General features: G+C 72.5%; 17 protein-coding genes. 12 read left to right on the forward strand and 5 right to left on the reverse strand.

Translation table 11 applies throughout. The features are described 5' to 3' along the window. Positions 1-32 precede the first annotated feature (32 nt). Together OG896_RS36290 and OG896_RS36295 are read right to left on the reverse strand one after the other, a co-directional pair. Positions 33-998: a carbohydrate ABC transporter permease gene (locus tag OG896_RS36290; protein ID WP_328460818.1), complete on the reverse strand. Its 966-nt coding sequence runs from the start codon at positions 996-998 to the stop codon at positions 33-35. Further along, positions 995-2,170, reverse strand: a complete 1,176-nt coding sequence (locus OG896_RS36295; protein ID WP_329372230.1) for a LacI family DNA-binding transcriptional regulator — start codon at positions 2,168-2,170, stop codon at positions 995-997. Before OG896_RS36295 ends, OG896_RS36290 begins: the two co-directional genes overlap by 4 nt. A gap of 368 nt (positions 2,171-2,538) precedes the next feature. Here OG896_RS36295 and OG896_RS36300 point away from each other — a divergent pair, with 368 nt between their 5' ends. The 3 genes from OG896_RS36300 (at position 2,539) to OG896_RS36310 (ending at position 4,570) form a co-directional block, all read left to right on the forward strand. After that, positions 2,539-3,729, forward strand: a complete 1,191-nt coding sequence (locus OG896_RS36300) for a helix-turn-helix domain-containing protein (RefSeq protein ID WP_329372232.1) — start codon at positions 2,539-2,541, stop codon at positions 3,727-3,729. Positions 3,730-3,830: 101 nt separating this feature from the next. Then, the gene (locus OG896_RS36305) at positions 3,831-4,064 is read left to right on the forward strand and encodes a hypothetical protein (RefSeq protein WP_329372234.1); all 234 of its coding nucleotides are present in this window, start codon (positions 3,831-3,833) and stop codon (positions 4,062-4,064) included. 164 nt (positions 4,065-4,228) lie between these two features. Further along, the gene (locus OG896_RS36310) at positions 4,229-4,570 is read left to right on the forward strand and encodes a hypothetical protein (RefSeq protein ID WP_329372236.1); all 342 of its coding nucleotides are present in this window, start codon (positions 4,229-4,231) and stop codon (positions 4,568-4,570) included. Positions 4,571-4,628: 58 nt separating this feature from the next. Here the strand turns inward: OG896_RS36310 and OG896_RS36315 are convergent, their stop codons facing one another. Then, complete coding sequence (locus OG896_RS36315; RefSeq protein WP_329372238.1) at positions 4,629-5,837, reverse strand: PP2C family protein-serine/threonine phosphatase; 1,209 nt, start codon at positions 5,835-5,837, stop codon at positions 4,629-4,631. A 106-nt stretch (positions 5,838-5,943) separates the two neighbouring features. Between OG896_RS36315 and OG896_RS36320 the strand changes: the two genes are divergently transcribed. Beyond that, positions 5,944-6,447 carry a MarR family winged helix-turn-helix transcriptional regulator gene (locus OG896_RS36320; protein ID WP_328460806.1) on the forward strand — a complete coding sequence of 168 codons (504 nt, stop codon included), beginning with the start codon at positions 5,944-5,946 and terminating at the stop codon, positions 6,445-6,447. A gap of 366 nt (positions 6,448-6,813) precedes the next feature. Here the strand turns inward: OG896_RS36320 and OG896_RS36325 are convergent, their stop codons facing one another. Beyond that, on the reverse strand, positions 6,814-9,114 hold the full coding sequence (locus OG896_RS36325; RefSeq protein ID WP_329372240.1) for an NEW3 domain-containing protein: 2,301 nt from the start codon (positions 9,112-9,114) through the stop codon (positions 6,814-6,816). Positions 9,115-9,667: 553 nt separating this feature from the next. Between OG896_RS36325 and OG896_RS36330 the strand changes: the two genes are divergently transcribed. From OG896_RS36330 to OG896_RS36355, 6 genes are all read left to right on the forward strand, one after another. After that, a complete protein-coding gene (locus OG896_RS36330; protein ID WP_329372242.1) occupies positions 9,668-10,675 on the forward strand; it encodes a LacI family DNA-binding transcriptional regulator in 1,008 nt (335 codons plus the stop codon). A gap of 243 nt (positions 10,676-10,918) precedes the next feature. Further along, positions 10,919-12,262, forward strand: a complete 1,344-nt coding sequence (locus OG896_RS36335; RefSeq protein ID WP_329372244.1) for an ABC transporter substrate-binding protein — start codon at positions 10,919-10,921, stop codon at positions 12,260-12,262. 7 nt (positions 12,263-12,269) lie between these two features. Next, positions 12,270-13,223, forward strand: a complete 954-nt coding sequence (locus OG896_RS36340) for a carbohydrate ABC transporter permease (RefSeq protein WP_329372246.1) — start codon at positions 12,270-12,272, stop codon at positions 13,221-13,223. Between the two features lie 65 nt (positions 13,224-13,288). Further along, entirely contained in the window at positions 13,289-14,095 is an 807-nt protein-coding gene (locus OG896_RS36345) for a carbohydrate ABC transporter permease (protein ID WP_328473780.1), read from the forward strand. Between the two features lie 250 nt (positions 14,096-14,345). Beyond that, positions 14,346-17,081, forward strand: a complete 2,736-nt coding sequence (locus OG896_RS36350; protein WP_329372248.1) for an alpha-mannosidase — start codon at positions 14,346-14,348, stop codon at positions 17,079-17,081. 93 nt (positions 17,082-17,174) lie between these two features. Further along, the gene (locus OG896_RS36355; protein ID WP_443057281.1) at positions 17,175-20,123 is read left to right on the forward strand and encodes a glycoside hydrolase family 2 TIM barrel-domain containing protein; all 2,949 of its coding nucleotides are present in this window, start codon (positions 17,175-17,177) and stop codon (positions 20,121-20,123) included. Positions 20,124-20,306: 183 nt separating this feature from the next. On the opposite strand, the gene OG896_RS36360 is transcribed toward OG896_RS36355, so the two are convergent. Further along, entirely contained in the window at positions 20,307-21,302 is a 996-nt protein-coding gene (locus OG896_RS36360) for a Gfo/Idh/MocA family protein (protein WP_329372251.1), read from the reverse strand. A gap of 162 nt (positions 21,303-21,464) precedes the next feature. On the opposite strand from OG896_RS36360, the gene OG896_RS36365 reads away from it, so the two are divergent. Next, positions 21,465-22,208: a GntR family transcriptional regulator gene (locus OG896_RS36365; RefSeq protein ID WP_328460790.1), complete on the forward strand. Its 744-nt coding sequence runs from the start codon at positions 21,465-21,467 to the stop codon at positions 22,206-22,208. 275 nt (positions 22,209-22,483) lie between these two features. Then, positions 22,484-23,404: a TIM barrel protein gene (locus tag OG896_RS36370; protein WP_329372254.1), complete on the forward strand. Its 921-nt coding sequence runs from the start codon at positions 22,484-22,486 to the stop codon at positions 23,402-23,404. Position 23,405: the final 1 nt, after the last annotated feature.

Here is a 23,405-nt window from a genome sequence, read left to right on the forward strand (position 1 = left end):
TACGGCGGCCGCGCCGGCCGCGTCGGTCGCGCTCATGACTCGTCCTCCTTCAGGCGGTTGCGCAGGAACACGGCCAGCAGCACGGCGATCACCGCGACCATCACCAAGCCCATGGCGGCCGCGTAGCCGAACTGGCCGTAGCGGAACGCCTCGTCGTAGGCGAAGAGCATCGGCAGCTCGGTCTTGCCGCCGGGTCCGCCGCTGGTCAGCACGTAGACCAGGCCGAAGGAGTTGAAGTTCCAGATGAAGTTCAGCGCGGTGATGGAGAGCACCACCGGCTTGAGGGTGGGCCAGGTCACCGTGGTGAACCGGCGCCACATCCCGGCGCCGTCCAGGCTCGCGGCCTCGTGCAGCTCCAGCGGGACGTTCTGCAGGCCGGCCAGCAGCACCACGGTGGTCTGCGGCATGCCCGCCCACACGCCCACCACGATCACCGCGGGCAGCGCCAGTGACAGGCTGGACAGCCAGTCCGTGGTGCCGTCGGTCAGATGCAGGTGGTGCAGGGTGTTGTTGAGGATGCCCGCGTCCGGGTTGTAGACCAGCCGCCACATGATGCCGACGACGACCTCGGGCATCGCCCACGGCACCAGCGCCAGGGTGCGGGCCAGCCAGCGCAGCCGCAGGTTCTGGTTGAGCAGCAGCGCCAGGCCCAGCGACATCAGGAACTGCAGCACGGTGACGCACACCGCCCACAGCAGGCCGATCCGGAACGACTGCCAGAAGAGCGAGTCGAGCCGCAGGTCCTTGAAGTTGGCGATGCCGGTGAAGGAGGTGGAGTTGGTGACGCCGGACTGGGCGTCGGTGAAGGCGAGCGAGATCCCGTAGAGCAGCGGGCCCACGCTCAGCACCAGCACCGGGATCAGCGCCGGCAGCAGCAGGAACCAGGCGTCCTTGTCCAGGCCGAGCACCCGGCGGCGCGCGGCGGTGGAGCGCGGCGGGGGAGTGCCGGCGCCCTGTCCGGTACGGCGCCGCGGCCGCAGGACCGCTCCGGCGCTCACGACGCGCTCGCCGGGGTGTTGCCGGACGCGATGCCCGTGCTCGGGTTCGGGTTCGTGGCCGCGGCCGGGCTCGTGCCCGGGTTCGTGCCCGGGGCCCGGTCCTGGTCACGGTCCCCGCCGACGTCGGAATCGGGGCCGGAACCGTCGTCGCGCCCGGGCCGGACGTGCGCGGTGGAGCCGCGTACGACCAGCCGGGGCGCGACGGTCTCGCACCGCACCTCGTCATCCCCGCCGTCCAGCCGGGCCAGCAGCATCTCGGCGGCTATCCGGCCACGTTCGGCCGAGCCGAGGTCCACGCTGGTCAGCGCGGGGTGGCCGGCGCGGGCCAGTTCGCTGTTGTCCATGCCGGCCACGGCCAGCTGCTCGGGTATCCGCAGGCCCCGGTCGTGGGCGGCGTGCACCGCGCCCAGCGCGAGCTGGTCGTTGGCGCAGAAGACGCTGTCGATACCGGGGTCGGCGTCCAGCAGCCGGTGCATCGCCGCGGCGCCGGCGGCGATACCGAACTCGGTGGTGACGGTGAGCGCCGGGTCGTGGTCCAGCCCGGCCTCCTCCAGCGCGGTGCGGTAGCCGAGGCTGCGGTTACGACCCGGGACGGTGTCCGCGGGGCCGTTGATGAACGCGATCCGCCGCCGCCCGCTCGCCAGCAGGTGGCGCATCGCGAGCACGGCCCCGGAGACCGAGTCGGCCCGCACGCTGTCCACCGGCGCCTGGTCGGGCAGCGACCCGATCACGACCACCGGCCGCGCCGCCCCGGACAGCACCTTCAGGTGCTCGTCGGTGACCCGGATCGGGACCAGGATCAGGCCGTCGCTGGTCCGGTCGGCCAGGCTGCGTACCACGTCCAGCTCGTCCTCGGCCACGGCGTCGGTGGAGTGCAGCAGCAGCCGGTAGCCCAGCGGCTTCGCGGTCGCCTGTATCTGGCGGACCATCGAGACGTAGACCGGGTTGCCGACGTCGGGCATCGCGAAGGTGAGCTGCCGGGTGCGGCCGCCCTTCAGCGACCTGGCCACGCCGTTGGGCACGTAGCCCAGTTCCGCGGCGGCCTGTTCGACCCGCCGGACCGTGTTGGGGCGGGCGCCGTGCCCGTTCAGCACCCTCGACACCGACGCGATCGAGACACCCGCCTTCGCGGCGATGGTCTCGACGGTCGGCGGTCCGGCCGAAGTCGTCATGATCGTCCTTTCGCTGAAGCTGAAGCTCTGAGGCTGGGTCCGGAGCCGGGTCCCGCCGAGTCCGGAGATGCATCCGAAGCTGAACCGCAACCGAACTGTAAACGTTTACAGTTCGCACCTGGCAAGCTGCTTCCGAGGAAGTGGTTTCCGCCATGTTGCGCGGGTGTTTCGCTGATCGTCAATGAGCTGTGGCCTGAATCACACGCATGAGGGAGGCGCCGTCACACACCCGACTGACCGTCACCTACGTCCGTACCCGCGCCCGCGCCCGCATCCGCTGCCGGCCGGAGAAAGGCGTCCCCGCGCGAGGCGGGACCCGCTGTACCGTTTCGGGTGTCGAGGTCGAAACGAGTAGGTCCGGGGTCGGAATGCCTCAACCCATCGGCAGCAGTGGCCCCATCGGCGAGCGGCTGCGCGAGATCCGCAAGCGGCGAGGGCTGACCCAGCACCAGCTTGCGTCCGCATCCGGCGTGTCCCTGTCGCTGGTCAGGAAGCTGGAGCAGGGCGAGCGGGACGATACGCGGGTGGAGACGGCCCGCGCGCTCGCCGTGGCCCTGCGGGTGCCCACCAGCCGGCTGCTGGGAGGCGTGCGCGATATGCAGGGCGCCTCTCCGAGCGTTGTGGACCTGTGGACGCCTGTCCGCGCCGCGCTGGCCGCTCCACCGCCCGGGCCCGCCGACGACGCCCCGACGGTCGCCGGAGTCCGCGCGGCCGTCGCCGCCGCCATGCCCCTTGCTGCCGGTGACCGTCTTGACGAGTTGGCCGAGGTGCTGCCCGTGCTGCTGCGCGACGCCGCGGCCGTGGCCGCCGCCCCGGCGGGGCGCGCGGTGAACGCCGGGCTGATGCGGCTGGTCGGCTGGATGCTCACCCAGACCAGGCAGTTCGATGCCGCCGAGGACGCACTCGGCCGTGCCCTGGACGGTGCTCCCGACGATCTCGACGCGGCGGCCGCGATCAGCACGCGGTGTTGGCTGCTGCTGCGTCGCGGCCGGATCGCCGAGGCCGGGCGGCTCGCCGAGGAGTGGGCCGAGCGGATCGAGCCCCGTATGTCCCGGGCCACGCCCGCGGAGCTGGGCGCGTGGGGATGGCTGCTGCTGCGCGCCGCCGCGGCGGCGGACCGGGACGCCCGGCCGGACGACGCCGAGCGACTGCTGCTCCTTGCCGGTTCGGCCGCCGCGGCGCTGGGTCCGCGGCAGGTGCCGGGGGGCTTCCTGCGGGCGTTCGACGCGCGGACGGTCCAGCTCAAGGACGCCGAGCACGCCATGGTCTCGGATCGACCCGACCGGGTGCTGCGACTTTCCGCCGAGATCTCCTGGGAGGGTATGCGCCCGACCTCGAACAACCTCAACCGGAACCGGCTGGACCAGGCGTCCGCGCGGGTGCGGCTGCGGCAGTACGCAGAGGCGGTGGACACCCTGGAGACCATCTGGCAGGCCGCACCGCAGTGGCTCCCGCACCAGCGGTATGCCCGCGACATCCTCGGTCAGGTCATCGCCCGGCGGCGGACCCTGACACCACGCATGCGTGTCCTCGCGGACGCGGTCGGTGTGCCGCTGTAGAGGTGGCACTTCGAGCTGACGGACCGTCAAAGTGCCATGGCCGCAGCACGCCCGCGCTTCCTACGGTCAGTGAGTATCCGATCGCCGAACGGGGAACCGCCATGCCGATGCCCGACGCGCTGAGGAACAACCTCAGCGAGACCCGACACGCATCCCTCGCCCTGCGCCGGCTGCTACGGGAACTGGGCGCAGACGAAGCTCTGCTCCGACGGGTCGTCCCCCGCAGCGATGAACGGGGCGCCGATTACGTCCACATTCCACCGCTGCCGCTGGACGTGGCACAGCACCTCGTTCGCCTGCTGCCGACACCGCCCGCGCCGATGCCGCACCCGTGAGGACCCGGAGAACGCGGACCCTCCGCGCCTGGCCCCCGCACTCCGTGCTGGACGACGACCACCCGGCGCGCCCGTCCCCGTATCGGGTTGAGCACGCGTACTCAGGTCCGCGCCCGGCCGGCGGCGGACGATGGGCTTCAGCCAGGCGAGGGTTGGGGGATCACATGCAGCTCTTCTGGTGGCTCCTCGGGTCGGCCGCACTGCTCACCGATGCCGCGAGCCGGGGCCTCTTCCTGTACCTCGGCCGGCTGGCCCGGCGCGGGGTGTCGGGCACCGAGTTCGTCGTGATGTCGCTGGCATGGGTCTTCCGCGTGGTGCTGGCGCTGCGGTTCGCGGGGATCGCCGGTGCCTTCGTGCTGGCGGCAGACTGCGCCGGGACCGCCTCGGCGGTGCTGTACGGGGCCGGTGCGCTGGGGTGCGCCGTCACCGTCGTCGAGGTCGCGCAGACGCTGTACGCGGTCCTGCGGATACGGCATCCGCGCACGAAGCGGGGGTCGGGCGGATAGCCGGCGCGGGGCCGGGCATCGTACGGTCCCGGGCCGTACGACGCCCGGCCGGGCACCGTCAGAGCTGGTCGGGGGCCGGGTCCGGAGCCGGGGGCGGGGCGGTGTCGCGGCCGTGCCAGTCGAGGCAGACGACCATCGCGTCGTCGTCGGGCTCGGGCGAGCCGCGGTGGGTGGTGAGTTCGCGCAGCACCGCGCGGGGCACCTGGGCCGGGGGGAGGAGGCGGGTGCTGGTGATCGCCCGGGCCAGCGCGCGCTCGCTGTAGCGCTCGCCGCCGGGGGACACCGCGTCGTACACGCCGTCGCTGACGAACAGCAGCCGGTCCCCGCTCTCCAGGTGGAGGTGCTGGGTGGTGTAGAGGGTGTCCTCGAACATGCCCAGCGGCAGCTGCGGTTCGAGTTCGACCGGCTCGACCTTGCCGCCGCGCAGCCGCCACACCTTGGGCGAGCCGGCGTCGATGACCTCGACGTCGCCGGTGGCCAGTTCGAACCGCATCAGGAGCGCCGCGAGGTGCACCCGGCCGCGGTAGTGGCCGTAGACCGCCTGGTCCCCGAGGAACGCCTGGTCGGCCAGTGACAGGTCCGCGCGCCGGCCGTTGCGCAGCGCGTGCACCGCGAGGCTGGTGAGCAGCGCCGCCTCCACGCCCTCGCCCATGCCGTTGGTGACCGTGAGGGTCAGGTGCCCGGCGGACGCGGACCAGTCGAAGTTGTCGCCGTGGATGGCGTACGCGGGCTCCAGGCCGCCGCCGATGTCGTACTCCGGGCGGGAGCAGGAGCGGGCCGGCAGCAGCTCCCACTGCATCTCGGCGGCGAGGGTGAGCCGGTCGGCGCGGCGGGCTTGCAGGTAGAGGTCGGTGTCCCGCTCGGCGACCACGATCTCGTGCCCCAACACCTCGGCCAGCTCAGCCAGTTCCGGCTCCGCGGCCGGGTCGTACCCGCCCTCGGCGAACCGTGCCGACAGCACCCCGATCCGGTCGCCGCGCACGCTGATCGGCAGGTGGGCGGTGAGCTCGCCGGTGCGCGGATCGGTCTCGGTGTGCACGCGCTGGGCGCCGAAGGCCCGTCCGGCGGCGCTGGAGTGGATCGGCGCGGGCTCCGCCGTATCAGGGGCCCCGTCCACGGGTTGCAGTATGGTCAGAGCGTAGTCGGCCATGAGCAGGTCGACGTCGACGGCCGCGTAGTGCGTGATGAGCGCGCCCCTGGCCGCCGCGAGGAGAGCATGGGGTGCGGCGCCGCGCAGCTCGCGTTCCGCAGCCGTGAATCTGTCCACCGGTCGATTACCACCTGTTCGAGAGTATGGAAGCCAAAAAGGAGGGGAAAGACGCTTTATGCCTCGGCGACTGACAAGGCAGTTGGGAAGTGCCACAGTTGAGGGCATGCGCTCCGGGATCTCCTCCAGTCGGGACCGGGACGCCGCCGCTCAAGCCGCCCGCGAAGTGATCGAGCTACTCGAGGTGCTCTGGACGCAGGACCGGGACATGACCTCGACCGCACCGGTCTCCTGGTCGCAGCTCAAGGTGCTCTATGTGCTGGACCGCGACCGGGGGATCAATCTGCGCACCCTCGGCGAGCTGCTGGGCTCCGCGCCGTCGTCGGTCAGCCGGATGTGCGACCGGCTGCACGCGCTGGGCTTCATCGAGCGCTCGCTCAGCTCCGCCAGCCGCCGCGAGCTCGAACTGCGCCTGTCGGTGCGTGGGGAGAGCTACCTCGCCGAGCTCAGGGCCCGCCGCGAGACGTCCTTGCTGCACATCATCTCCGCCATGCCGCCGGCTGAACGGGTCGCGCTGGTGGAGGGCCTGAGCGGTTTCCGTTCCGCGATGGCCGACCTCGCCCCGCGCGAGGACACCCCTCCGGAGACCGGGTCCGTCGAGTCCGCGTAGGCCGAGTCGCAGGCGGCGCCGAGCGCCCTCCGCCCGCGTCGGGGCGGCCGGTCGGGCCACGGGTCGAAGCGCCACTTGTCACCTGCCTTCCGTGCTGCATACCGTCGTCTACCCGGATACCGAAAGATGCCACGCCTGTACGAGCGCGCGCCGAGCCGAACGGCGGTGCGCGCCGCACCACGCCAGGGTGTTCTCGCAAGACATGGTTGTCAAATGGCAAATGTTGTACGCGCGCAAAGATCGATATCGGTGATCGTCGGGGGTGGCGGCGCGGGGGTCGCAGACGGCCGGCGGCCGGCAGCCTGGGCGGAGGCTGCCGGCCGCCGGATGGAGACCTGGAGAGGGACCCGGAGGGTCAGGGGCGGGTCAGGGCGTGGTGGTGAAGTCGTCGAAGTCGACCTCGCCCGTCGTGCCCGCGGCGTGCGAGGTCGCGGTCAGGCCGACGTCCTGGGTCGCGGCGGCGGTCGGCACGCTGATGGTGCCGACCAGGTGCCAGGTGCTGCCGTCGGTGGAGTAGTAGCCGCTGTAGGTGGTGCCGTCGCGGACGAGCTTCAGCCACGAGGGGTAGACCGCGGTGCCCACCGAGTCCTGGGAGTCGAGCTTGCCGTCGCCGTCGGAGTCCCAGTCGAGCAGGTAGCCGTTGCCCGGGGTGGCGACCAGCGCCACGTAGCCCGGTGAGGTGTCGGACTGCGTGATGTCGTTGCGCACCATGATCCCGGCCTTGGCCCACACGTCGGTGTCCGCCTGGGCGTCGATCTTCACGGTGGTCGTGGAGCCGTCGTGCTCGGCGCCCGGCAGGTAGATCGTGCCGTACTCGTTGGTGCCGTTGTACAGGTCGGCGCCCTGGGCGCTGATGCCGAGCCGGCTGCCGGACTGGCTGAAGGACGCGGTGGTGGAGGCGAAGGTCCGGTAGGGCGCCGCCACCGGGTGGTTGACGGTCACGGTGTCCCCGACCGCCGGGTGCGCGGTGCCGGAACGGTCGCGGTAGGAGGCCGTCGCCTGGAACGCGCTCGCCGCGAACAGCTCGTCCGACGGCTTGAGCGTGACGGTGTACGTGGCCCGCAGCGCGTGCCCGGCGCCCAGGACACGGGCCTTGGTGGGCGAGTGCGTGGTGATCGTCGCGCCGTCCGGCCCGGTCAGCTCCAGCGCGGCGTCCGTGACGGGGTGCGAGCCGTTGTCGGACAGGGCCGCGGTGACCGTACGGGTGGTGCTGTCGCTCGCGGCCGGCGCCCAGTCGAGCGCGAGCGTCACCGACGGGGCGGCGGACCCCGGGACGTGCCGGGTCGGGTGGACCCGGAACAGCTCCACGCCGTGCGGCGGCACGTCCGCCGCGATCCGGCCGGCCGACTCGGTGGTGCGGTGGCCCCACAGGTCGGTGAGGGCGTAGTCGCGGGCGCCGGGCAGCCCGAGCGCCTTCGCGGTGGTGGCGACCTCGCGCGGTGTGGAGCCGGTGTTGAACAGGCCGACGATCGCGTCGCCGTTCGGCTCGTTCTTGGCGAAGACCTGGCTGTCGGCGCCGTCCGAGATCCGCCGCGCGTCGATGCCGTCCTGGTCGACCGCGAGGACGTCGGTGTTCTTCAGCATGGCCAGGTCGGTCGGGTCGAGGTGGGTCAGGTCGCTGCCGAGCATCAGCGGTGAGGCGGCCAGCGACCACAGGCTCATCTGGGTACGCCGCTCGTCCGGGGTCAGCCCGTCGTTCGCGCCGTTGCCGATCTCCAGCGAGTCGTAGTCGTTGTAGCCGCCGGGGCCGCCGTACGGTGCCCAGTCCGCGACCTGGTCGAAGCGGGAGGCGAGCGAGGGCCAGGTGGTCAGCGGGTAGCTGCTGCCGTTCGGGCCGCAGTAGCACTCGATGTCGCCGCCGGTCCGCCAGCCGTCCGACAACTGCTGCCAGGCGGCCGTGTTGGTGATGTCCAGGCTGTTGGACAGCTCCAGGTGGATGGGCCGCCCGGTCTGCTTCAGCGCCTGCGACCAGGCGCGGACGTCCGCGATGTCCGGGGTGCCGACCCCGTCGATCTTCAGGTAGTCGATGCCCCACCCGGCGAACTGGTCGGCCCAGGAGTCGGTGAACGCCTGCGCGCCCGGCTTGGTGTAGTCGATGCCGACCATGCCGCCGCAGTTGTAGTTGTTCTCGGCGGCGGTGGTGGCGATGTCGTCCGCGTGGTAGCCGGTGCCCTCGATCGCGGTGTTCCGCGCGACGGCCTGCTTCGAGATGCCCGGGGTGACGTAGAGCCCGAACTTCAGGCCGAGCGAGTGGACGTAGTCGGCGACGACCTGGATGCCGTTCTCGTCGCCGCGCGGCGGGAACTTCGCCGGGTCGGTGACCCAGCGGCCGTACGCGTCGACGTCGGGGCCCTGGCTGCCCGGGCACTGCTGCCAGAAGTCGTCCACGTTGACGTAGACGTAGCCGTCCTTCGCCAGGCCGGTGTCCTTGAGCGCCCTGGCCTGTGCCTCGATGGTGCTCGCGGTCGGGTTCTTCCGTACGAAGCTCCAACTGCTCCAGCCGAGTACGGGTTTCGCCGCCGCGGTGCCGCCCGCGGCGGGAGCGGTGGCCGGGGCCGAGCCCGGGCTCGCGGCCTGTGCGGCCGGTCCGCCGGCCGCGGTGGTGCCGGCGGCGAGCAGCAGCGCTCCGGCGAACGCGGCCAGCGCGCCTCTGATCGGTTTCCTCATGGGGGACTTCCTCCGTCGCAGCGCCCTGACAGCGCGAGAGGGGTGGGTGATGGCCCGGGCCCTGTCCGCGCGACCCCGGGCCGTCGGCCTGGGAGCGGCCGGCGCCATGGGTCGGGCAGGGTCCGGGTACGGAGAAGGCTGCGGGGGCGTGTGACGCGGCACACCGCGCTCTTCTCCCCGTCCCGGAGAAGGGCCGGCGGACCAGCCCGAGCACACTCGGCCACCCGTCGCCGTACGACGCCCGATCGCACCACAAACGCTCAAAGATCCCCGTGTTGACCGGGTTTGAGCGCACACGATCAAACGTTCAGCAACAGATAGCACCATGGGCGCCCACTGTGTCAAGGCTCACGTCGCACCCCGTGAGACGGCGCCCTGCCCGGCAGGAGGGCGCCCTACGGGGGCGCGGGGGACTTCGCGGCCGGCCGAGGACGGGGTGCGCCGGGCCCGGCCGCCCGGCCCCCGCGGGGCACCTGATCGGCCTCCGGCGGGAACTCGGCAGGGCATACTCGGTGTGCGGGCCCGTCGGGCCCGTGAGCAGCGGAGGTGCGCGATGGTGTCGTCGTCGGGGCAGGAGCCGGCGCGGAGGGTCACGATCCATGACGTGGCCCGATCAGCAGGGGTCTCCCGGCAGACGGTGTCACGCGCGCTGAACGGCAAGGACGAGATCGACCGCTCCACCAAGCAGCGGGTGCTCGACGCCGCCCGCGAGCTCGGCTACCGGCCGAGCCGGTTCGCCCGGGGCCTGGTCCGGCAGGACACCACCACGATCGGGCTGGTCATCCCGGACCTGCGCAACCCGTTCTTCACCGAGGTCGCCGCCTCCGCACTGGAGGCCGCCCGCGCCTGCGGCTGGCACGTGGTCGTATACGACACCGCCGACCGCCGCGAGGAGGAGATCGGCACCCTCCAGGTGATCGGCTCGCAGGTGGACGGGGTGGTCGGCTACTTCAGCTGCACCGAGGACGAGCTCGACCGGTACACCCGCGGCATGCCCATGGTGCTGATCGACCGCGACCGCCCGACCGAGCGGTTCAGCTGCATCCGGATCGACGGCGAGGAAGGCGTGCACGCCGCGATCGCGCACCTGGTCGCCCAGGGCCACACCCGGATCGGCATGCTCGACCACATCGGCCGCGCCGAACCGAGCCTGCGCCGCGCCTGGTTCACCGCTGCCGCGCTGGCGCACGGCGTCGACCCGGGCCGGGTGGCCGGCGCCGCCCAGTCGGCCGACGGTGGCGGGGCGGGCCTGCGGGACCTGCTCGCCGCCCATCCGGAGATCACCGCGGTCTTCACGTTCAACGACATCGTCGCCGTCGGGGCGCTGCGCGAGGCGCGCCGGCTCGGCCTCGACGTGCCGGGCGAACTGGCCGTGATCGGCTTCGACGGGTTGCAGTTCGGCGCGCTGATGGAGCCCCCGCTGTCCAGCGTGGCGCTCGACACGCGCCGGCTGGGAGCGCTCGCCGTCGAGCAGGTCAGAAGGCGTCTGACCGGCGCAGATCCGCTGCCGCCCGAGGACCTGGTGGTCCGGGCCGAGCTGCGGCTGAGCGGCTCCGCGTAACCTGAACGACTTGGGATTGACCCGTATGTCTTGACATTCGACATGAACGAAGCGCAGACTTCCGGCAATTCACCAGTCCCGTGAACGCTCCCGGGAACGTTCACGGAACAGCCCGTCCGATCGCTCGGCGAAGCCGCCGCCCCGGCCCCGCCGACCTGAGCATTCCAACCAGAAGGCAAGCCTGCCTTGAGGTGTCAACGTCGACCTGTCCAGCACTGGAGCTGGACACCCTGGAAGGAAACCATGAGAAACACCGCCTCGCGCGTCCGCCTTGCCGCCGCCGCCGTCACCGCGGTGGCAAGCATCGCCGCGCTCGCCGGCTGCTCGTCGTCCAGCCACTCGGGCGGCTCGTCGGCCGCCTCGGCCTGCGCACCCGCGAAGGGCAAGGTCACCCTCCAGTACTGGAACACCGTTCCGGGCATGGACAAGGTCGTCGCTCTGTGGAACAAGCAGAACCCGGACATCCAGGTCCAGACGAAGGACATCTCGAACGACCAGTACGGCACGATCAGCAACTCCCTGAAGGCGGGCAACGCCCCCGACCTCGCCCAGGTCGGCTATGACGAGCTGCCGAACCTGCGCACCCAGAACGCCTTCGTCGACGCCTCCAAGTGCGGCACCGCCACCGCCGACAAGTCGAAGTTCGTGCCGTGGACCTGGTCGCAGACCAGCTTCGGGGGCACCGGCGTCTTCGCCCTCCCGCAGGACACCGGCCCGATGGCGCTCTACGTGCGCTCCGACCTGTTCACCAAGTACCACCTGCCGGTCCCCACCACCTGGGACGAGTACGCGGCCGACGCGCAGAAGCTGCACGCCGCCGACAAGAACATCAGCATGACGTTCTTCGACCCCAACAACGCCGAGTGGTTCAACGGCCTGCTGTGGCAGAACAGCGCCAAGATGTACTCCTACAGCGACAACAAGTGGCAGGTCAGCGTCGACTCGGCGAAGAGCAAGCAGGTCGCCGACTACTGGCAGAAGCTGATCGACGCCAAGGAGGTCCGCACCGACCTCGCCAACGGCTCGACCCAGATGTACGCGGCCTACCAGAAGGACCAGATCGCCAGCTACGTCGGCGCCGCCTGGGGCTACAGCATGTTCCGCGACAACCTGCCCAAGCAGGCCGGCAAGTGGTCGATCGTCCCGATGCCGACGTGGGGCACCAACGCCTCGTCCGGCGACTGGGGCGGCTCCACCGTCGCGTTCATGAAGGGCAGCACGCACCTGTACGAGTCGGTGAAGTTCAACACCTGGCTCAACACCGACCCGCAGGCGCTGGCGCTGGAGAACAAGCTCGGCGGCCTCTACCCGGCGGCCACCGCCGGCCTGAAGATGCCGTCGCTGTCCCAGGGCGTGCCCTACTACAACAACGAGAAGATCTTCGACGTCTTCGCCGAGTCGTCCAAGAACATCGACACCGACTTCTCGTGGGGCCCGACGCAGAAGACCGTGAACCTGAGCCTGCAGGACGCGATGGCCAAGGCCGCCGCCGGCAAGGGCACCCTCAGCGGTGCGCTGTCCACCGCCCAGGCCAAGGCGCTCAGCTCGATGAAGGACCTGGCCATCCCGGCCGAGTCCGGCAAGTGACCCCAGCATGACTGACACCGAAACCCGCGCACGGCGCGTGGTAGCGGCGCCCGATGCCCCCCGCCGCCGCCGTCGCTCCGGCGGCGGCCCGCGGGCGGGCACCATCGCCGCCTTCCTGACGCCGTTCTTCCTCCCGTTCGTGCTCTTCTACCTGGTGCCGGTGGGCTACGCCCTCTGGCAGAGCTTCCGGGTGGTGCGCCGGACCGGCGGCCAGTACGGCACGTCGTACACCACCTTCGGCGGCTTCCACCAGTACGCGCAGGTGCTGCACAACACCGAGTTCTGGTCCAGCATCGGGCGCATAGGGCTCTTCGGCATCGTGCAGGTGCCGGTCATGCTGTTCGTCGCGCTGATCATGGCGCTGCTGCTGGACACCCCGCTGCTGAAGGTCAAGGCGTTCTTCCGGATCTCGGCGTTCATGCCCTACGCCGTGCCCGGCGTGATCGCCGCGATCATGTGGTCGTACCTGTACTCGCCGCAGCTCAGCCCGGTGGTCGACCTGCTCGGCCACCTCGGGCTGCACCCGGACTTCCTCGGGCCGGGCGCGGTGCTGTGGTCCACGGCGAACGTCTCCACCTGGCTGTGGACCGGCTACAACATGCTGATCATGTTCTCCGCGCTCCAGGCCATCCCGCAGGAGACCTACGAGGCCGCGAAGCTCGACGGTGCGAACAACTGGACCATCGCCTGGCGGATCAAGGTCCCGATCATCGCGCCCTCGATCGTGCTGACCACGGTGTTCTCGATCATCGGCACGCTCCAGCTCTACGCGGAGCCGGCCGTGCTGCGGCAGATCTCCTCGAACATCTCCAGCACGTTCACCCCGAACATGCTCGCCTACGCGGTGGCCTCCGGGAACAACTACCAGCAGGCAGCGGCGATCTCCGTGGTCATCGCCGTCATCACCTTCGTGTTGAGCTTCGGGTTCATGCGACTGACCTCGAAGAAGGCCGGACTGTGAGCAATCTTCACCAGGGCCGCCGGTCCGCCGCCTCCCGAGAGAGCCTCGCCAGCCGCACGGCGGTCATGGCGCTGATGCTCCTGCTGACCATCTACTTCCTGCTGCCGGTCTACTTCCTGATCGTCGCGGCCACCAAGCCCCAGGGCGACCTCGCCTCCACCAACGGCCTGGCGTTCTCGCACTTCAACCTCTTCAGCAACCTGCACACGCTGTTCAGCCGCAGCGACGGCATCTTCCTGAAGTGGGCGCTCAACAGCGTGATCTACGCGGTGGTCGGCGCGGGCGTCGGCACCCTGATCTCCGCGCTGTGCGGCTACGCGCTCGCGAAGTTCCAGTTCCGCGGCAAGGAGTTCCTCTTCTCCGTCGTGCTCGGCGGGGTCCTGGTGCCCACCACCGCGCTCGCCCTGCCGCTGTTCCTGCTCTTCTCCTCGACGGGGATGGTCAACACCTACTGGGCGGTGTTCCTGCCGAGCATCGTCAGCCCCTTCGGCGTCTACCTGGCCCGGATCTTCGCCTCCGCGGCGGTGCCGGAGGAGTTGCTGGAGTCGGCCCGGCTGGACGGCGCGGGCGAGTTCCGCACCTTCTTCTCGGTGGCCTCTCGGCTGATGGCGCCCTCGCTGGTGACGATCTTCCTCTTCCAGTTCGTCGCCATCTGGAACAACTTCTTCCTGCCGATGGTGATGCTCCAGAAGGAGTCGCTCTTCCCGGTCACGCTCGGCCTGTTCGAGTGGAACGGGCAGACCGCCCGGGCGCCCCTGCTCCAGGAGTCGGTGATCACCGGCTCGCTGGTCTCGATCGTGCCCGTGATCATCGTCTTCATCCTGCTCCAGCGGTTCTGGCGCACCGGGCTCGCCGCCGGATCGCTGAAATGACCTGCGGGCGGGCCGGTTCACCGATCCCGACCGGCCCGCCCGCAGCACCACCTCACGCAGCACCGCCTCACGCAGCACCGCCTCACCCAGCACTGCCTCACGCAGCACCGCCGTAGCACCACCCCTGCCGCGGCACCGCGGCACCGCAACCGCAGCACCATCGTTCGCCCACCGCGCCCGCCCGCGGGCACCACCACCCTCCCGTGTCCGCCCGCCTCGCCCGGGCCCGCCCACAGAAGGTCGCCGACCCATGCCCCAATCCGCCGTCTTCGTCCCGCACTTCCACTGGGACCGGGAGTGGTACGAGCCCTTCCAGGTCTTCCGGCACCGCCTGGTGACCGCACTCGACACCGTGCTGGACACCGCCGACGCGCACCCGGAGTTCCGGTTCACCGTCGACGGGCAGATGGCTGCGGTCGAGGACTACCTGGAGATGCGGCCGGAGAACCGCGACCGCCTCGCCGCCCTCGTCGCCGAGGGCCGGCTCGCCGTCGGCCCGTGGCTGATCCTGCTCGACGAGTTCCTCTGCTCGGGCGAGACCATCGTGCGCAACCTGCGGATGGGCTGGGCCGCGGCGGAGCGGCTCGGCGGCGCCATGCCGATCGGGTACCTGCCGGACATGTTCGGCCACGTGGCGCAGATGCCGCAGATCCTGGCCCGCGCCGGGTTCGCGCACGCCGCGCTGTGGCGGGGCGTGCCCGGGACCGTCGACGGCCACGCCTTCCGCTGGCAGGCCCCCGACGGCTCCGAGGTCAGGACCGAGTTCCTCTTCGACGGCTACGACAACGGCCTCGACGTGCTGCTGGTGCCCGAGGACATCCGCCGCGCGCTCGCCGACTACGCCGAGATGACCGCCGGCCGCTGGGGCGGCGACCCGCTGCTCGCGATGGCGGGCACCGACCACAGCGCGCCCGACCCGCGGCTCACCGAGTGGCTGCGGCGCGCCTCCAGCGACGAGCGCCCGATCACCCTGGCCACGCTCGACGAGTACCTCCGCGGCCATGTCCGCGACGAGCCGACCGCCGTCGTCACCGGCGAGCTGCGCAGCCATGTGCGCGGCAACATCCTGCCGGGCGTGCTCTCGGTCCGGCTCGGCCTCAAGCAGCGGATGGCCGCCGCCGAGCGCACCGTCGACCACGCCGAACGGGCCGGCGCCCTGTGGTCCGGGCGCGACGACGCGCCGTTCCTGGAGCTGGCCTGGCACAAGATCATCGAGTCCACGGCGCACGACTCGGTCGTCGGCTCCGGCACCGACGAGACCTGCGACCAGGTCGACGCCCGGCTCGCCGAGGCGGCGCAGGCCGCACGCGCGGTACGGGACGCGGCCCTGGCCGAGCCCGCGGCCGCGGTGCCCAGCGACGCCCACCTGGTCGGCAACACGCTGCCGTTCGCCCGTACCGCCCACATCGAGGTGGACGTGGCGGCGCCCGCCGAGGGCGGCGCATTGGCCGCGACCGCCGCCGACGGCTCGCTGCACCCCGTGCAGCTGATCTCCCAGGCGCCGACCGTGCTCAGCGACGAGGTGATGGACGCCTCCCAGGTCGAGCGGGTGCTGCGCCGTATCCACCGCCGCGAGCTGTTCGGCCGGCAGATCGACAGCTACGAACTCACCCCCGGCAGGCTTGTCTTCCACCTCGCCGAGGTGCCGACGTCCGGCCCGTTCGACCTGCTGATCCTGCGCCGCCAGGTCGCCGAGGCCGCGGCCGCGCACCCGGGGGAGTGGCAGGTGCTGACCCTGGAGGAGGCCCGCGCCACCGCCCTGGTGCCGGTGCACGTGCCCGCCTCGGGCCTGGCGAGCGTGCGCGTCACTCCCGCCGAGCAGGCCCCCGAGTACGCCCCCGGCTCCGGCTTCACCCCGGCCACCGCCGCCGGCCGCGCCCTGGCGAACGGCCTGGTCGACGTCGAGGTCCGCGCCGACGGCACGGTGGACGTCACCGGCGCCGACGGCACCGTGCTGCGCGGCCTGGGCCGGCTGGTCGACGGCGGTGACCGCGGCGACAGCTACAACTACGGGCCCCCGGCCGGCGACGTGCTGGTCGAGGAGCCCGCCGAGGTCGCCGTGGAGGTCCTGGAGGACGGCCCGCTGCGGGCGCGCACCAGGATCACCCGGGTCTACCACTGGCCCGCCGCCCTCACCGAGGACCGCGACGTGCGCAGCGCGCAGACCGTGGCGACCCCGGTCGAGACCGTGGTGGAGCTGCGGGCCGGCGAGCCGTTCGTACGGATCTCGCTGTCCTTCCTCAACCGCTCCGCCGACCACCGGCTGCGCTTCCACGCACCCCTGCCCGAGCCCGTCACCGGCTCCGCGTCCGCCGGGCAGTTCGCCGTCACCCCGCGCGGGCTCACCGCCGAGGGCGGCTGGGGCGAGCACCCGCTGCCGACCTACCCGGCCGGCCAGTTCGTCACCGCCGGCCCGGTCACCGTGCTGGTCGACCACTCCGCGGAGTACGAGGTCGTCGGCGACGGCACGGAACTCGCCGTCACCCTGCTGCGGGCGGTCGGCTCGATCAGCGTCAACATCCACCCCTACCGCGACGAGCCCGCGGCGAGCGAGATCCCCGCGCCGGGCGCGCAGGACCTCGGGCTGCGGATCGCGCACCGGCTCGCGGTGCTGCCCTCGGCCGGCGGCTGGCAGGCGGCCGGCGCGGTCGGCGCGGCCGAACTCTTCCGCAACGACGTGCTGGTGGCCCGCGGCACCGCCCCCGCGGGCGGCGCCCTGCCCCCGGACACCGAGGGCATCCGGGTCGACGGCCCCGACGTGCTCGTCTCGGCGGTCCGCCGGGTCGCCGCCGCGGACGGCGGGACCGGCACCGAGGTCCGGCTGACCGCCATGAGCGACACCGGGGCCCGGGCCCGCGTGACGGGCGCGTTCACCGAGGCGGCCACCGTCGACCTGCTCGGCCGGCCGCTGTCCGCCCAGCCGGCCGACGGCGCCCTCGACCTGACCCTGAGCGGCTGGGAGATCCGCACGGTCGTCCTGCGATAAGCAGCGGCAAGGAGCCCCCCGCACAGCCCTTTACGAGAAAGAGTCGTGACCCCCGTGTCCTCCTCTCGCACCGCCCCCGAAGACACCGCGTACGTGGCCGACCCCGCGCCGGGGCACGGTGCCCTGCGCCCCGCGCGCTCCTGGCTGCACTCCGACGCCCCGGCCCTGAGCCTGAACGGGCCGTGGCGGTTCCGGCTGTCGCCGACCGCGCGGGTCGCGGCGGACTTCGCGGCCGGCGCCTTCGACGACGGCGGCTGGGACACCATCCCGGTGCCCTCCCACTGGGTGCTCCAGGGCGACGGTGCCTACGGGCGGCCGCACTACACCAACGTGCAGTTCCCGTTCCCGATCGACCCGCCCCACGTGCCGGACGAGAACCCGACCGGCGACTACCGCCGCCGCTTCACGGTGCCGGCCGAGTGGGCCGGCGCCGAGCGGGTGGTGCTGCGGTTCGACGGGGTCGAGTCGCTGTTCCGGGTCTGGGTGAACGGCGAGGAGGTCGGCGCCGCGAGCGGCAGCCGGCTGGCCCACGAGTTCGACGTGACCGCGGCCGTGCGGCCGGGCGACAACGTCGTGGCGGTGCGGGTGCACCAGTGGTCGGCGGCCAGCTACGTCGAGGACCAGGACCAGTGGTGGCTGCCGGGCATCTTCCGCGACGTCACCCTGCACGCCCGCCCGGCCGGCGGCATCGAGGACGTCTGGCTGCGGACCGGCTTCGCGGCCGGCCGGGGCGGCATCGACCCCGAGATCACCGCGGACCCGGCGGCCTTCCCGGTCACCCTGCGGGTGCCCGAACTCGGCATCGAGGAGGTCTGGGCCACCCCGGCCGACGTCGCGCCGCTGGACGCGGGCGCGGTGCAGCCCTGGACGGCCGAGCAACCGCGGCTGTACGAGGCGACGGTGACCAGCGCCGCCGAGACGGTCACCGTGCGGCTGGGCTTCCGCACGGTCGAGATCCGCGGCGACCGCTTCCTCGTCAACGGCCGCCGGGTGGTCTTCCACGGCATGAACCGCCACGAGGCCCACCCCGAGCGCGGCCGGGTCTTCGACGAGGAGCACGCCCGCGCCGACCTGGCCCGGATGAAGCGGTTCAACGTGAACGCGATCCGCACCAGCCACTACCCGCCGCACCCCCGGCTGCTCGACCTCGCCGACGAACTCGGCTTCTGGGTGGTGCTCGAATGCGACCTGGAGACCCACGGCTTCGACGCGGTGGGCTGGACCGGAAACCCGAGTGACGACCCGGCCTGGCGCGAGGCGTACCTCGACCGCGTCGAGCGCACCGTCGAGCGCGACAAGAACCACCCCAGCATCGTCATGTGGTCCCTCGGCAACGAAGCGGGCAGCGGCGACAACCTCGCCGCCATGTCCGCATGGGTGCACGCCCGCGACAGCAGCAGGCCGGTCCACTACGAGGGCGACTACACCGGCGACTACACCGACGTCTACTCGCGGATGTACGCCTCGGTGCGCGAGAGCGAGCAGATCGGCACCGACGGCTCGCGCGCACCCCTGCTCGGCTGCACCCCCGCGCAGGGCGCCCGGCAGCGCACCAAGCCGTTCGTGCTGTGCGAGTACGCCCACGCGATGGGCAACGGACCCGGCGGGCTCGACGCGTACGAGGAACTGACCCGCACCCACCCGCGGCTGCACGGCGGCTTCGTGTGGGAGTGGCGTGACCACGGCATCGCCGCCACTGCCCCCGACGGCACGCCCTTCTTCGCCTACGGCGGCGACTTCGGCGAGGTCGTGCACGACGGCAACTTCGTGATGGACGGCATGCTGCTCAGCGACGACGTGCCGACGCCGAGCCTGCACGAGTTCAAGGCCGTCGTGCAGCCGGTGCGGTTCACCTTCGCCGACGGCGTGGTGGAGATCGCCAACCAGCGCCACTCGGCCGACAGTTCCGACCTGCGCCTTTGCTGGCGGGTCGAGCACGACGGGGTGGTGGTGGCCGAAGGCGTGCTGGAGGCGCCGGTGGTGGCGGCGGGCGGCACGGCCGTGCTGCCGCTGCCGCCGATACCCGTCGCGGCGGACGCCGAGACCTGGTTCACCGTCGACGCGGTACTTGCGTCCGCGACCGCCTGGGCCGATGCGGGCCATGTGGTGGCGAGCGCCCAACTGGACCGCTCCGCACCCCGACCCGTGCCCGCCGCGCGGGCCCGCGGCGACTGGCGGCCCGCCGAAGGCACCCTGGCGCTCGGTGTCGCCGAGTTCGCCGGCGGCTCCCTGGTGCGCCTGGCCGGCCGGCCCGTCACGGGCCCGCGGCTGGAGCTGTTCCGGGCGCCGACCGACAACGACGAGGGCGCCGAGGTCGACCCGGACGCCGACGCGAACGTCGCCGGGGCCTCCCACGCCGCGCTGTGGCGCCGCGACGGCCTCGACCGGCTGACCACGCGGCGGATGTCCGTGGAGTGCGCCGACGGCGCGCTGCGCACGGTCGACCGGGTCTCGGCGGCGAACTCGGGGCGGTGGGTGACGGTCGAGTCCGTCTGGTCGCTGGACGGTGACGCGCTCGAACTGCGGGTGGAGGCGACGCCGTCGCGCGGCTGGTCCACGGTCTGGCCGCGGATCGGCATCCACCTCGAACTGCCCGACGGGGAGCGCCCGGTGGACGGCGTCGAGTGGTTCGGCACCGGCCCGCTGGAGTCCTACCCGGACAGCATGCGTGCCGCCCGCACCGGCCGGTTCGCCGCGGGTGTCGCGGAGTGGGGGGTGCCGTACGCGCGCCCCCAGGAGAGCGGACACCGCTCGGCCCTGCGGGAGTTGACGCTGACCAGCGGCGGCACCGGCGTGCTGGTCGTCACCGCGCTGCCCGACACGCGCGGACGCCGGCCCGGCTTCTCCCTGAGCCGGCACACCCCGCAGCAGATCGCCCGCGCCGGGCACCCCTTCGAGCTGCCCGCCGGCACGGCGAGCCACCTGATCGTGGACGCCGCCCAGCACGGTCTCGGCTCGCGGGCCTGCGGTCCCGACGTGGCGCCGGAGTTCGCGCTGCGCCCGGAGGCCCGCACCCTCAGGCTGCGGCTGCGGGCGGTCTGACGGGTGGTCGGCACCCGCTGCCGCCCGGTTCGCCCCCGCGTACGGCACGGCGTCAACTCCCGTGCCGTGCGCGGCCGGCCGGTGATCGCGCACGGCACGGGAGGCGGGCCCGAACACCGGACGGCGGCCGGGCCCCTGATCGGGCCCGGCCGCCGTCCGGTCGCTGTGCGTGCGGTCAGCCGCTCAGCCGGCCGCGCCCATCCGGACCGGGCGGCCCAGCTCGCGCGAGCGGGTGGCGGCCTCGGCGACGGCGAGCGCCGCGCGCGCGTCGTCCCCGGTGCACGGGCTCGGCCGGGTGCCGGCCACGACCTCGGTGAAGGCGGCGAGTTCGTCCCGGTAGGCGTCCTGGAAGCGTTCCATGAAGCCGCCGTAGGGCGTGTCCGCGGGCCAGGCGGCGCCCTCGGCCGAGACCACCGGCGTGCGGTCGGTCAGGCCCGCGGCCAGCGTGCCCTTGGAGCCGCAGACTTCGAGCCGGACGTCGTATCCGGCGCCGTTGTAGCGGGTGGCGGTGCAGGTGGCGAGGGTGCCGTCGTCCAGGGTGAGCAGGGTGACGGCGGTGTCCACGTCGCCGGCCGCGGCGAAGAAGTCCTCGCCGCGGTTGGCGCCGGTGGCGTAGACCTCGGTGACCTCGCGGCCGGTGACCCAGCGGACGATGTCGTAGTCGTGCACGGAGCAGTCGCGGAAGATGCCGCCGGAGCCGGGGATGTAGCCGGCGTGCGGGGGCGTCGGGTCGGAGGTGCAGGCGCGCAGGGTGTGGGTCCAGCCGAGCCGGCCGGCGGTGATCGCCTCGCGCAGGGCCAGATAACCGGCGTCGAAGCGGCGCTGGAAGCCGATCTGGAGCGGGACGGGGGCGTCGGCGGCCGCGGCGAGCACCGCGTCGGTCTCCTCCAGGGTGCCCGCCACCGGCTTCTCGCAGAAGGTGGGCAGCCCCGCCTGCTGAGCGGCGAGGATGAGGTCGGCGTGGAAGGCCGTCGGGGCGGCGATGACCACGCCGTCGAGGCCGGCGCCGAGCAGACCGTCGATGTCGCCCGCGAACTGCGCGCCGACGGTTTCGGCCACGGCGCGGGCGGAGTGTTCGTCGGCGTCGTGCAGCACGATGCCACTCACGGCGGGCAGGCCGGCGAGGGTGGCGGCGTGGAACGCGCCGATACGGCCCGTGCCTATGAGTCCGATGCGCATGTGCGGGTGCCTTTCGTGCGGGATGCCGGGAGCGGCATTCAGCTTTCTACTCTGTGGCGAATGACAAGGCAAGAGTTTGTTATGACATATGGACGTACAGAGCTTACACTGCATCATGCGTCATACTGGCCTGCGTCGGCAGAAGTTTCTGGAGGGGTGGAAGTGGATTCGCTCGCACAGCAGATCACCATCGACCGGGGCAGCCCGGTCCCGCTGTACTTCCAGTTCGCCCAGCAGCTGCAGGAACTCATCGAGTCCGGGGTGCTGCCGCCCGGCACCCGGCTGAGCAACGAGGTCGCGATGGCCGACCAGTTCGGGCTGTCCCGCCCGACGATGCGTCAGGCCATGCAGCACCTGGTGGACAAGGGCCTGCTCGCCCGCAAGCGCGGCGTCGGCACCCAGGTGGTGGCCAACCGGATACGCCGGCAGCTGCAGTTCACCAGCCTCTACGAGGACCTGGAGCGCGAGCGGCGGCGCCCGGCCACCGAGGTGCTCTCGGTGGGGACCGTCCCCGCCGACCCCGCGGTCGCCGCCGCGCTCCATCTGGACGAGGGCGCCGAGGTGGTGGCGGTGCAGCGGCTGCGGCTCGCCGACGGGGAGCCGATCGCCCTGATGCACAACCACCTGCCGGCCGGCCTGGTCGAGCTCACCGCGGAGGCGCTGGCCGGAGCCGGGCTGTACCAGGTGCTGCGCCGCGCGGGCGTGGTCCTCGGCGTGGCCGAGCAGTCCATCGGCGCCCGCCGGGCCACCGCGGCCGAGGCGAGGCTGCTCGACGAGACCCGCGGCGCCACCCTGCTCACCATGGTCCGCACCGCGCAGGACGCGTCGGGACGGCCGGTCGAGTACGGCTCGCACGTCTACCGGGCCTCGCGGTACGCCTTCGAGATGACGGTCGCCGCGCACTGACCCGCGGGCGGCACGGCGACTCCTCTCACATCAGTCATAATGTCAGGACAAACTATTGACATGATGTCGAGCGGGAAGGCAGGCTCAGGGCAGACGCCCGGGCCCCGCGCCGCCGTTGGCCGCGGACCCGCGTCACACGGCACCGACCAGCAGCGACCAGCAGCAGGTCACACGAACACCGACCGGGAAGAAGGGCACGCCATGCGGAGCACCAGGGCCGCCAGCGACAGCGCCACCGACGGGCTGAAGACCCGCCGGGCGAAGGGAGTCCGCCGGTGACCGCCCCGCTCGCCGCGCGTATCGCCGGCGCACCGATCTCCTGGGGCGTGTGCGAGGTCCCCGGCTGGGGCCACCAGCTCCCCCCGCAGGCGGTCCTCCCGCAGATGCGGGAACTGGGCCTGAGCGCCACCGAGTTCGGCCCCGACGGCTTCCTGCCCGCGGCCCCCGCGGAGAAGGCCACCGTCCTCGCCTCCTACGGCCTGCGCGCCGTCGGCCAGTTCGTGCCCGTCGTCCTGCACGACCCCGGCCACGACCCGCTGCCCGAGGTCGAGACCGCGATCGCCGGCCTGGTGGCCGCCGACGCCGGCACCGTCGTCATCGCCGCCGCGACCGGGACCGACGGGTACGACGCCCGCCCGGTGCTCGACGACGCCGGCTGGGCGCTGCTGCTCGCCAACCTCGACCGGATCTCGCGAGCCGCCGCCCGCGCCGGCCTCACCGCGACCCTCCACCCGCACGTCGGCACGATGGTCGAGAGCGGCGAGGAGACCGAACGCGTCCTGCGCGGCAGCGGCATCGGGCTGTGCCTCGACACCGGCCACCTGCTCATCGGCGGCGGCGACCCGGTCGCCGTCGCGTCGCGCTGGCCCGGCCGTATCGCGCACGTCCACCTCAAGGACGTCCGGCTGGCGCTGGCCCGGCAGGTCCAGGCCGGCGCCGCCACCTACACCGCGGCCGTCGCCGACGGCATGTACGTCCCCCTCGGCACCGGTGACGTGGACATCGCGGCCATCGTCCGCATCCTGGAGAGCGCCGGCTACGGCGGCTGGTACGTACTGGAGCAGGACACCGTGCTGCGGGCGGCCCCCGGCGAGAGCGGCGGCGCCGACCCCGCCGACGACGTCCGCGCCTGCGTCGCCTACCTGCTGTCGCTCGCCGGTGCCACGGCGGACCCGACCGCACCGGCGGGGGAGTGAC

Source organism: Streptomyces sp. NBC_00669, assembly GCF_036226785.1.
Classification (GTDB): domain Bacteria; phylum Actinomycetota; class Actinomycetes; order Streptomycetales; family Streptomycetaceae; genus Actinacidiphila.

What these genes read in the sequence shown, in the direction of transcription:
- OG896_RS36335 (WP_329372244.1), top strand. Translation starts at nt 10,919, where the DNA reads ATGAGAAACACCGCCTCGCGCGTCCGCCTTGCCGCCGCCGCCGTCACC.
- OG896_RS36320 (WP_328460806.1), top strand. Translation starts at nt 5,944, where the DNA reads ATGCGCTCCGGGATCTCCTCCAGTCGGGACCGGGACGCCGCCGCTCAA.
- OG896_RS36340 (WP_329372246.1), top strand. Translation starts at nt 12,270, where the DNA reads ATGACTGACACCGAAACCCGCGCACGGCGCGTGGTAGCGGCGCCCGAT.
- OG896_RS36300 (WP_329372232.1), top strand. Translation starts at nt 2,539, where the DNA reads ATGCCTCAACCCATCGGCAGCAGTGGCCCCATCGGCGAGCGGCTGCGC.
- OG896_RS36330 (WP_329372242.1), top strand. Translation starts at nt 9,668, where the DNA reads ATGGTGTCGTCGTCGGGGCAGGAGCCGGCGCGGAGGGTCACGATCCAT.
- OG896_RS36295 (WP_329372230.1), bottom strand. Translation starts at nt 2,170, where the DNA reads ATGACGACTTCGGCCGGACCGCCGACCGTCGAGACCATCGCCGCGAAG.
- OG896_RS36325 (WP_329372240.1), bottom strand. Translation starts at nt 9,114, where the DNA reads ATGAGGAAACCGATCAGAGGCGCGCTGGCCGCGTTCGCCGGAGCGCTG.
- OG896_RS36310 (WP_329372236.1), top strand. Translation starts at nt 4,229, where the DNA reads ATGCAGCTCTTCTGGTGGCTCCTCGGGTCGGCCGCACTGCTCACCGAT.
- OG896_RS36345 (WP_328473780.1), top strand. Translation starts at nt 13,289, where the DNA reads ATGGCGCTGATGCTCCTGCTGACCATCTACTTCCTGCTGCCGGTCTAC.
- OG896_RS36350 (WP_329372248.1), top strand. Translation starts at nt 14,346, where the DNA reads ATGCCCCAATCCGCCGTCTTCGTCCCGCACTTCCACTGGGACCGGGAG.
- OG896_RS36305 (WP_329372234.1), top strand. Translation starts at nt 3,831, where the DNA reads ATGCCGATGCCCGACGCGCTGAGGAACAACCTCAGCGAGACCCGACAC.
- OG896_RS36360 (WP_329372251.1), bottom strand. Translation starts at nt 21,302, where the DNA reads ATGCGCATCGGACTCATAGGCACGGGCCGTATCGGCGCGTTCCACGCC.